The sequence below is a fragment of the Acinetobacter sp. V104_13 genome (assembly GCF_031798995.1).
Lineage (GTDB): Bacteria > Pseudomonadota > Gammaproteobacteria > Pseudomonadales > Moraxellaceae > Acinetobacter > Acinetobacter pittii.
This window is the reverse complement of sequence record NZ_JAVQNP010000024.1, coordinates 139,622-149,804: the sequence shown is the minus strand read 5'-3', so window position 1 is coordinate 149,804 and position 10,183 is coordinate 139,622. Positions and strand designations below refer to the sequence as shown.

Genomic DNA, 10,183 nt, shown 5'->3' with positions numbered 1-10,183 from the left:
TGGGCGCTGACGGGATCGAACCGCCGACATTCTGCTTGTAAGGCAGACGCTCTACCAACTGAGCTAAGCGCCCTTAACGTCTTCATCGTTTGTGAGGTGCATTATAGAGAATCTTTAACAGGTGTCAAACGCTTTTCGACAACTTTTCAAAAAAATGCGAATGAATGATTAAAAATAAGTCATTATTAAGTAAAAAACAATTTTTTGTATTTTATTTAAGCACTTATTTTAATATTTTGATCATTCAGCTAATTAAATAAGAATTTTTAAAATCTTATTTTAGATCAAAGATTGCTCAGACAAATAAACCAATGCATCTTCAGAGACTAAATCAAACAGTTCAATGATTTCTTCATTACGCATTCGAATACATCCATGTGACATGGGCACACCCATCGGTTCTTTATCAGGTGTGCCATGAATATAGATATAACGCTGCATGGTGTCATGACCTTCGCCTTTATTAAAGCCTTCTTCTAAGCCATCTAACCAAAGAATACGTGACAATATCCAATCTCTTTCAGGGAATTGTGCTGCTAGTTCACTACTATAGACCTCCCCTGTTGGCTTACGTGCAATAAAAACCGCATTTTGAGGAGATTGTGCACCAATTTTTTTTGCAACCCTATGCCATCCACGTGGAGTCCTACCAGTATTCTCTTGCTCACCAATTCCGTTCTTTCCGGTAGAAATGACATAAAACTTATTATGTTTAGGCAAAGTTAATGTTTGATTTGCTAAATCGATGAGGACATCTGCTTCTTCGAGCTTAAATTGAGACATTGAACTTATTCTCTTATATCAACTCAAATACCTTGAGTTTAAGTAAAAATTTATATGAAGAACTTGTCTTGAGCCAAAATTAAAAGATTATCAATCTTTTAATTTTGGCTCAGGGCGTAGCCATAACCAAACTGCAACGATGAACATGGTAGTATCAGTAAAAACCTTGACCCAAAGCGGTGCTGAAGTAAACAGCATTATAAGGCCACTGATTGCCATCATTATGCTTGCAATCCATTTGGCTTTACGTGGTACTGTACCATTGGCTCGCCAATCACGTAATGTTGGGCCGTATTTGGGATGGTTTAATAACCAATCATCCATTTGTGGCCATCCTTTCGAAGCTGCCCATGCAGCTAGAATCAAAAACACTGTTGTGGGCATACCTGGTAAAATTGCTCCAATAATGCCTAGTGTGATAAAAATCACGACCAAAGAGCGCCAGAACAATGTTCGCATATATAAACCTTAACCTGCTGTTAGCGTTAGTATAAAGTGTTTTTCTAATATTGTTTGTTGATCCCTTATGAAATTAGGATGAATTACTTCGAGTATTAAATATATGAATATTGCCTCAGTGAAAACTTCCTATTTCGAACCATGGCTTCAATTTCAACATCCTATAGTGCGACAGTTGGCTTTTTGTATTGCTAGTCCAAATTTACTTTGCCAATTACCAAAAAGTTTTTCTATACAACACGACTTTAAGCTGCACCCAACCGAAGTATGGGAAGAGCATTTCCAAAATTATTTACCACGGTTAAATGAGCTCGATCAGTCACCAGAGCCTTTAATCCAGTTTTTATCTCAACTTAAAAGTACACGCTTAGGTTTACGCTTTGAGAATTTACTTTGGTTCTGGCTACAAGAGGATAATTATCATCCTTACCAACTGTTAGGTCATAGTATTCAAAAAATTGATGGAGCAAAAACTTTAGGTGAGCTAGATTTTTTAATTTTAAATAAAGAAACTCAACAAATTGAACATTGGGAGGTCGCGTTAAAATACTATTTGGGCGAGGCAGACTTACATTTAGAACAATGGATTGGATTGAATCGTCAGGATACTTTAAGCAAGAAACTTTATCATTTTACGAATAAGCAATTTCAATTTTCTGAAGCATTAAATTTTAAGATTCAACAACGTTTTGCGGTTTTAAAAGGACAACTCTACCTGCCAGTTCAGTTAAATTCTCAAAAGTCGCTACCAGACTGGATAAATTTAAAGCGTCGTTTGGGATATTGGGGGACTACCATTCCCCATTCTTCTTTTTATCGATTGGAAAGACACGAATGGTTGTGTCCAAATAAAGAGCAGACTTCAAATCCAGCACATTGGTGGACAGACGGTCTATATTGTAAAAATAGTGAAGAGGTTTTGTTTTATATGTTTAGACATCCTTCGTACTTAAACATTAAGCCTCACCTGCAAAAATTAAGCTAATTAACAATAAGTTTTAAGCTTCTAGAAACATTTTATAACGTTTTTACTATTAAACAGTCATGTTTCTTTTTCCGTTTGTTTTTTAATCTAAATTTACTTCATTATTAAATTTAAACGGAGAAAATGATGAAAAAAGTTTTAGCTGCGTCTGTAATGGTTGCTGTTATTTTAACAGGGTGTAATACGTTTAAAGGTTTTGGGCAAGATGTTTCTAAAGCAGGTGATGCTGTAACAAATACTGCTGAAAAAACACAAGATAAAATGTAAGTTAGAGTTGTTACTTCAAAAACCTTATCATTCCGATAAGGTTTTTTTATTTTTACGTACCCATCCCTTAGAGATTCGCCTATTATATCGGACTATATTTCACCTGATCAGCACGCAATTTTCGGTATGAACCATTCAGACACTCTCTCGCTTAGCTTAGAACTGTTACAACAACCTTCTGTTACTCCTATTGATCATACATGCCAAACCATCATGGCAGACCGTTTAGCCAAAATTGGTTTTCATATTGAACCAATGCGTTTTGGTGAAGTTGACAATCTTTGGGCGCGTCGCGGAACTGAAGAACCTGTATTTTGTTTTGCCGGTCATACTGACGTAGTTCCGACAGGTAAGTTAGAAGCATGGAATTCAGATCCGTTTGTACCTGAAATTCGCGATGGAAAATTATATGGTCGTGGTTCGGCCGATATGAAAACAGCACTTGCAGCTATGGTCGTTGCATCTGAACGTTTTGTCACAAAACATCCTGATCACAAGGGTTCGATTGCTTTTCTAATTACTTCTGATGAAGAAGGACCTGCTATTAACGGTACGGTTAAAGTGATTGAGACTCTTGAAAAACGTAACGAAAAGATGACATGGTGTTTGGTAGGCGAACCTTCTAGTACTCATAAATTGGGTGATATTGTTAAAAATGGTCGTCGTGGTTCACTTAATGCCGTATTAAAAGTTCAAGGTAAGCAAGGTCATGTGGCTTACCCACATTTGGCGCGTAATCCAATTCATGAAGCATCACCAGCTTTAGCAGAACTGTGCCAAACTGTTTGGGATAATGGAAATGAATATTTCCCAGCAACATCATTTCAGATTTCAAATATTCATGCTGGCACTGGCGCAACAAATGTTATTCCTGGTGCACTAGAAGTTACTTTTAACTTCCGTTATTCAACAGAAGTGACAGCAGAACAACTTAAACAACGTGTGCATGAGATTTTAGATAAACACGGTTTACAATACGAAATCGTTTGGAATCTTTCTGGTTTACCATTCCTAACACCTGTGGGTGAACTCGTTAATGCAGCGCAAACTGCTATTTTAAACGTAACAGGTACTGAAACTGAGCTTTCAACGAGTGGTGGTACTTCTGATGGCCGTTTTATTGCTCCAACAGGCGCACAGGTATTGGAATTAGGTGTTCTTAACGCAACAATTCATCAAATTAACGAACATGTTGATGTACAAGACCTTGATCCACTAACTGATATTTATGAGCAAATTTTGGAAAATTTGCTAGCTAAGTAAAAGTTAAAATCTAATGAATTGAAAAAGCGCCCTTTTGGGGGCGTTTTTTATATTTAAAGTATCAGTACATTCTTTAAAAATTTTAAATATTATTTATATTCAAAAACTAGAAAATTAGTTTTAATATAAAGAGCTTAAAAAGCTGCTTTTGAATTCTTATCTATCCATTGCAATATAGTTGGCCAGACTTCTTTAGCAGCATTTTGGCTAAGTACAATTCGACTATGAGAATAATTTTCTAAGTTACTATTGGAATAGCCAAATTCTCGAAATATATTATTTTCATTTTCAAAAGCTTGCAAATATTTATAGCATCCTTTAGCAGGGGCAATAAATTTATCGCCAGTCCCGCAAATAGAATATATTGGAACTCTAATAGAACTCATAAATTTTTTATAATCTATATCTTTAAATTCACTTATAAAATTTTCCTTTAAGTTCCAATTAAACCATGGACGCATCATGTAATAGGTTTCATTTATTCGCCCCAACTTAAATTTATTAGCAGGAATCTGACCTAGACCTTTTACAACTAATTTTGCAGAAAACAATTTAATAAAATCAAAGGAATTATTTACTGCTCCAAATGCTTGGCAAGCAACAAAAGTAATACTTTGAATATTTTTTAAATATTCAGGATAATTAATTAAGAACATGGTTAAGCATAGCCCTCCACCACTGTGTGTTACACAGTGCAAAGAGGTTATATTAAAATGATGGTGAATATAATGAAATGCAGTTTTATATTCATATAATGCAACAGTTTCAAAATTAAATGGTATATCTGTTTTTGGGCTAGTACCATGCCCTCGCCACTCTAAAATAAAACAAATATAACCATGATTTGCCAAATAATCTGCAATGCCTATACAAACAGTTTTATCCGAAAATGCACCATGAGATAAGAAAATTGCTTCTTTTTTTATTAGAGAATTATTTCTTTTAGAAATTTCCCATAAAGCAAATTCACCATGATCATCTGTTTTTAAAATATGTAGCTCTTTATGAATTGACATTTATTTTCTGCTATAGAAGATTTTATTTTAGGTTATTTTGCTATGATTAATATAATAAAATTAGGCTCATCCTTTAACTATAACTTCAATTTATCTCCTTTTAAAATTTAGTATGAGACTTTATTAAAAGTAAATATTGGTAATTTCTTATATTTTAGCATTTGAAATACATATAAAATATAAATTTACGATATAAATAAAGCAAGCGCTTCAATGATTTTTAAAATAAATTTATATTCTCTAAAAGAATTTTACCTATTTTTTAAAAAAAAGAACTCAAAATGAGTTCCTTTTTTTATAGATGAAATGAATTTTGAATATATTGCAAATTAGGAACATGGTAGCGTTGATTGTCCATACGAACATATTTAAATACAGTTGAGTGCTGTAAAGACTCTTGTATATCTTCATTTTCATCTACGACTTCAGAAATACGCAGACGCACTGAAACTGGCATCGATTTACACATAAGTGCAAAACGTTGACTAACGTCTTCGCTTTCAATGACTAAAGCTACTGCTCGAGAATCTATTTCGTTGTGAACCGAATAAACAGGGAGTTTTACATCATGCCATTCAATATGCTTGATACCATTTTTAACATCCATGGCAGATAACACTATATTTTGCGGCAATAGCATCGGCACTTGCTGATGACACTCGATAATATATGCATCAATAAAACCAGTTGAGACAGTAATTAAATGCTGAAGCTCTTGCTGGTCCATTTCATTAATTAAGGATGTACTTATATTACTTTTCATTAGGCAAGTCCCCCTTCAAATTTCATGAATAACGCATCAATATTGTGAAGTAAGTCTTCTTCTTGGAAAGGTTTACCCATGTATTGGTTCACACCTAAAGTAAATGCTCGTTCACGGTGTTTTTCACCAGTTCGTGATGTAATCATAATCACTGGCATATCTTGATGTAGACCATGATGTCGAACGAGGTTAAGTACCTCAAAGCCATCCATTCGCGGCATTTCAATATCAAGTAACATGAGATCTGGTTTAATATTTTCCAATTGCTCAATGGCGTCAATCCCATCTTTAGCCGTGACTACATCATAGCCCTGACGTTCAAGTAATCGAGACGTCACCTTACGTACAGTTACCGAGTCATCTACAATCATGATAAGACGTCGTTCGTCAGACTCGCGTTGTCTATAGATAGTTTCATTAAGCGATTTATGTCGGCGAGTAGATTGAATTTGGCGAGCAATATTTTGTCCATCTAAAATTAGACAAACTTGACCATCACCTAAAATAGTTGCTCCTGCAATCGCACCAATGCTAGAGAATTGTTGTCCTATTGGCTTAACTACAATCTGTGCACGTGAGCCAATCAGTTGGTCAATTAATAATGCAACGGTTTGTCCATTACTTGCCTTAATCATTAATACTGGTAATGAATACATCATTCCACTTAAGCGCGGAATTGGTTGGTTACCAACAAACTCAGATAAATAACGTAATGGATAACGCTTATTTTCAAATTCAAAGAACTCTTGTGCACTTCCGAAATATTGTTCTAATGATGCTGGTGAAACTCGTACAATTCGATCAATCTGAGCCAGTGGGATTGCAAATTGCTGATCAGCAACTTTAACCATTAAAGCATCACTAACAGCTACTGTCGTTGGAACACGTATAGTAAAGACAGTTCCCTGCCCATATACAGAGTCGACACTCACATGGCCACCTAAGGCCTTAATATCACTTTGCACGACATCCAGCCCTACGCCACGACCTGAGATCTGAGTCACTTGATCGGCTGTACTTAAACCAGGATGGAAAATTAGCTGTAAAATATCTTGATGTTCTAATACTTGCTCTGGATTAATCAAACCAGACATTAACGCCTTTTGACGAACCTTCTCGATATCAATACCTTGCCCATCATCCTTAAATGTAACTACAACATCTGTACCTTGACGATGAATATTGAGTTCAATACGTCCCGTTTCTGGTTTTTTAGCTTGTTCACGTTGCGCACGGTCTTCTAGTCCATGGTCAATTGCATTTCTAAGCATGTGCTCAAGTGGTGTAACCAAACGTTCTAGCATTGTCCGGTCTAGCTCACCTTCAGTATTATTAACAAAAAGCTCTGCTGGTCGATTTAACGCGGTAGAAGTCTGTCTCACAATTCTTTGGAGACGAGGCAACAATCGAGAAAATGGTACTAAGCGTGTTCGCATAAGACCTTCTTGAATTTCAGCCTGAATACGCGATTGCTGTACCAATAAACCTTCAGTGTCTCTGATCTTTTCAGATAATGTATTTTTAAAATCTACTAAATCCGATGCAGACTCGGCAAGAGACTTTGATAACTGATTTAATGAAGAATATTGGTCCATCTCTAACGGATCAAATTCCGTATAACGCGAGTTCTCAATACCGTGTTTTGCAATAATTTGGGTTTCTAATTCGCCTTCCATTCGACGTAACTGATCTGCAAGTCGCTGAATAGCCAATTCCATTTCCGCTAAGGTATGACCAAATTGGCTTAAATCCATTTCAATTCGCGAACGGTTAATCGAATTTTCACCAGACAGATCAATCATTTTTTCAATTAAATCTGCCGAAACTCGAATCATCTCATTATTTTGATCAAGGCGTTGTACTTGTTCCCACTCACCCATCATTGGCGGTGGTTCTGTACCGTCACCTTGCACAAAACTCATTACAGGTTCCGTGCTGAATAGATCAGTTCTAGTTAACTTACTAGGAATTTGAATTGCTGTTTCAATGAACTGGATATTTTCCAGACTTTGTTGTAAACCATCGAAGTGTTGATAATTTTGTTTAAAAATTGCCTCTTTTAACCAGACAATTGCACTCTCTAATAAGTTGTCATAAATATTTGAGCTGAAATGATGAAGCGCAAATTGTTCAAAAGCATTCTCAAGTTGATAAGCAATCGCTTGCACGGTTTCAAGTCCCAACATACGGGAACCGCCTTTCAAGCTGTGCACTGCCCTTTGTAGTTGAAGCAAGATACTACGGTTAGTACGTTGCTCGAACCATTGTTTTAATAAGTGATCGGCCAACTCTAATAGTTCGGCCGCTTCCTCCATGAATGTCTGCTCGACAACAGAGTTAATATCCTGATCTGGGATACTCTCTGTATGATCGTGATCAGCATAAAGAACCTGTAATTCGGTTTGCTCAACAAGTTGATTACTAGACTCAGCAATCTGCTCAGAACCAAAAGTTAACTCACTAAGGCTTGACGCCGTATTATTTATCGCTTCTTGTTGTAATACTTCAAAATTTAACTCAGATATAACATACGTTTCAGGTTCTGTTTTGCTCTCTTTAATATGAGAATCAAATACCTGACCTGCATTTTTAAGTGCTTGAATAGTATGAGAAGCAGCATAATCTAGGTGCTGTTCACGCACTATTTGAAGACGGTCAGCCAAGTCATCTTGAACTAGTCGAATAAAATCAATGAGAGCAGACGACACTATCAACTGTTTTTGAATTAAACGCTCATAAATACTTTCTAACTCATGTGCAATTAAACCAATATAAGTTGCCTGAATCATATTTGCCCCACCTTTTAAGGTATGCAAATAACGCATCAGATTATTGAGAGCGGCAAAGTTTTCTTGATCATTAACCCAAAGATTAAGATCTGTATCCATTCCCTCAAGCAACTCATCGGCTTCTTCAAGAAAAATATCTAAAAGGTCTGGATCAAAATGACGGTTTACATGCTCAGATGAAATGAATTGTCGATCTAGTTGTACACTCTGCCCTATGGTGACCTGATCAGTGAATACATTTTCTATCAGAGGTTCATTCGCTGTTTGTTCAACTTCAGCATTAAACAATGGTTCAACAACGTCTTGATGAGTTTCTAATGATTCGGAATTAAGATTTGGAATATATTGAGTATATAGTTTTAGCTCGTCCAAGACATTTTGGTGTTGCTCAATAATACTTACTCTTTGTCCTGCGGCTAATGCATCAAATAACTGAATTAATTGTTGGTGCGCTTTTTGATAAATTTCAAAAACATAATCTGATTGCAATAAGTCAGGTCGATCAAGCAATATGTCGTAGCTTTCTTTCAACTGGTTAGTATATTCATATAAACCAATCATTGCCTGCGATTGAGTATGTTGCAGCAAAACATCTGCTTGTTCACTTAAACGTTCAAGATAATGAGGAAACTCTGTACGTATTCCCTTCTCAAAGTCTAATTCCGCATCAAGTAATTCAGCAACATCTAGCTGTAATAGCTGAGACACTAAACCATGTGGAGGCATGAGTGGGCTCGAATGCTCACCATGCTGCTCCATGTAAGCATCCCAAACCTGATTAAATTTTTGTAGATCACATTCCAATTGCTCAGTAGAGCAATGTGCAGCCAATAGATCTAAACTATTTCGAATAAACTGACGATAATCACGGAGTAATGAAACTTCTTCTGAATGAGAAGAAAGCTCTTCTTGTAATAGTATTTTAAATAAATGCTCAACTTTGGTACTGGCTTCAAAGATTGGTTCTACATGAGCCATGGCAGAGCTGCCACGTAATGTATGTAACGCACGTATTAAAGCATTATAACTTTCATGCTGATGTATTTCTTTTTCCAAAAACTGATCAATAGTCGCTAAGTGCTCTTCTGCTTCTTCCATAAATAAAATTAAGGTTTCAGCAAGGGTCTGTTCAGTTTCTATAGCAACTTCTGGAGTCGAAATAGTTAAAACTTCAGTTGATTCTGGTTCTAAGTCATTCGCTTCTAAACCGGTTTGAGTTTCAGCAGTAAGAATATCTGATAATAATAAAAGTTCGTCTAACGCGGGTTCTACACTTTGCTGTTGTTGTAATTGTTGTCCCAATAAAATTAGGGGCCTAAAGTCTAAGGTATGATCTTTTTTAGATTTGAATTCATCTACTAACTTAAAGAAATAGAACTTAAATACCAACTGAACATATTGTTGGATGTTAGGAGTTAATCCGAGACTCTGATTGATTACCCGATTAAGCGTATCTTCTACAGTCCAAGCAAGCTCAGCAGAAGATTTGGCACCAATCATTCGCCCAGAACCTTTCAATGTATGAAAATGACGGCGGATTTCAGTAAGCGTAGCAATATTTTTAGATTGCATCCATTCGTGAATCAAAGATTGTAATTCAACAAAAATTTCTTCAATTTCTTCGACAAATATTTCAAGAAATTCATCGTCTTGTTGAGAGTAGCTATCTTCCGGTAGCATCATTGCTTCAGTTAAAGTTTTTAATATTTCTTTCATAGCAAAGGCTTCTTTTGCTTGTCTCCAAAATGGAGAAAAACGACAGAGTCAACACCAGAAAAATAGCTGTTTCCCCAATATTTATCTGGTGTTGTTAATACTTTTTAGAAGAATAGCGGTACTGAAACAGCTATTCTCATCC

8 protein-coding genes and 1 tRNA gene are annotated in these 10,183 nt (G+C 36.0%); 3 read left to right on the top strand and 6 right to left on the bottom strand.

Translation table 11 applies throughout. The features are described from left to right. From RMB06_RS09550 to RMB06_RS09540, 3 genes are all read right to left on the bottom strand, one after another. Positions 1–73 (bottom strand) — tRNA-Val (locus RMB06_RS09550). 206 nt (positions 74–279) lie between these two features. Further along, entirely contained in the window at positions 280–783 is a 504-nt protein-coding gene (gene elsL / locus RMB06_RS09545; RefSeq protein WP_057070566.1) for a cell wall-recycling L,D-carboxypeptidase ElsL, read from the bottom strand. A 90-nt stretch (positions 784–873) separates the two neighbouring features. Further along, a complete protein-coding gene (locus RMB06_RS09540) occupies positions 874–1,242 on the bottom strand; it encodes a YbaN family protein (protein ID WP_017400240.1) in 369 nt (122 codons plus the stop codon). Between the two features lie 103 nt (positions 1,243–1,345). Between RMB06_RS09540 and RMB06_RS09535 the strand changes: the two genes are divergently transcribed. From RMB06_RS09535 to dapE, 3 genes are all read left to right on the top strand, one after another. Then, the gene (locus RMB06_RS09535; RefSeq protein WP_227062759.1) at positions 1,346–2,227 is read left to right on the top strand and encodes a DUF1853 family protein; all 882 of its coding nucleotides are present in this window, start codon (positions 1,346–1,348) and stop codon (positions 2,225–2,227) included. Positions 2,228–2,350: 123 nt separating this feature from the next. After that, a complete protein-coding gene (locus RMB06_RS09530) occupies positions 2,351–2,494 on the top strand; it encodes an entericidin A/B family lipoprotein (protein WP_014207555.1) in 144 nt (47 codons plus the stop codon). A gap of 126 nt (positions 2,495–2,620) precedes the next feature. Continuing rightward, positions 2,621–3,757: a succinyl-diaminopimelate desuccinylase gene (gene dapE, locus RMB06_RS09525; protein WP_032056673.1), complete on the top strand. Its 1,137-nt coding sequence runs from the start codon at positions 2,621–2,623 to the stop codon at positions 3,755–3,757. Between the two features lie 134 nt (positions 3,758–3,891). On the opposite strand, the gene RMB06_RS09520 is transcribed toward dapE, so the two are convergent. From RMB06_RS09520 to RMB06_RS09510, 3 genes are all read right to left on the bottom strand, one after another. Beyond that, positions 3,892–4,773: an alpha/beta fold hydrolase gene (locus tag RMB06_RS09520; protein ID WP_311079209.1), complete on the bottom strand. Its 882-nt coding sequence runs from the start codon at positions 4,771–4,773 to the stop codon at positions 3,892–3,894. A 295-nt stretch (positions 4,774–5,068) separates the two neighbouring features. Then, positions 5,069–5,536 (bottom strand): hypothetical protein, encoded by a 468-nt coding sequence (locus RMB06_RS09515; protein ID WP_017385892.1) that lies wholly within the window; start codon positions 5,534–5,536, stop codon positions 5,069–5,071. Beyond that, complete coding sequence (locus RMB06_RS09510; protein ID WP_311079206.1) at positions 5,536–10,041, bottom strand: Hpt domain-containing protein; 4,506 nt, start codon at positions 10,039–10,041, stop codon at positions 5,536–5,538. The genes RMB06_RS09515 and RMB06_RS09510 overlap by 1 nt, the downstream gene beginning before the upstream one ends. Positions 10,042–10,183 lie beyond the last annotated feature (142 nt).

What these genes read in the sequence shown, in the direction of transcription:
- RMB06_RS09540 (WP_017400240.1), bottom strand. Translation starts at nt 1,242, where the DNA reads ATGCGAACATTGTTCTGGCGCTCTTTGGTCGTGATTTTTATCACACTA.
- RMB06_RS09510 (WP_311079206.1), bottom strand. Translation starts at nt 10,041, where the DNA reads ATGAAAGAAATATTAAAAACTTTAACTGAAGCAATGATGCTACCGGAA.
- RMB06_RS09515 (WP_017385892.1), bottom strand. Translation starts at nt 5,536, where the DNA reads ATGAAAAGTAATATAAGTACATCCTTAATTAATGAAATGGACCAGCAA.
- dapE (WP_032056673.1), top strand. Translation starts at nt 2,621, where the DNA reads ATGAACCATTCAGACACTCTCTCGCTTAGCTTAGAACTGTTACAACAA.
- elsL (WP_057070566.1), bottom strand. Translation starts at nt 783, where the DNA reads ATGTCTCAATTTAAGCTCGAAGAAGCAGATGTCCTCATCGATTTAGCA.
- RMB06_RS09535 (WP_227062759.1), top strand. Translation starts at nt 1,346, where the DNA reads ATGAATATTGCCTCAGTGAAAACTTCCTATTTCGAACCATGGCTTCAA.
- RMB06_RS09530 (WP_014207555.1), top strand. Translation starts at nt 2,351, where the DNA reads ATGATGAAAAAAGTTTTAGCTGCGTCTGTAATGGTTGCTGTTATTTTA.
- RMB06_RS09520 (WP_311079209.1), bottom strand. Translation starts at nt 4,773, where the DNA reads ATGTCAATTCATAAAGAGCTACATATTTTAAAAACAGATGATCATGGT.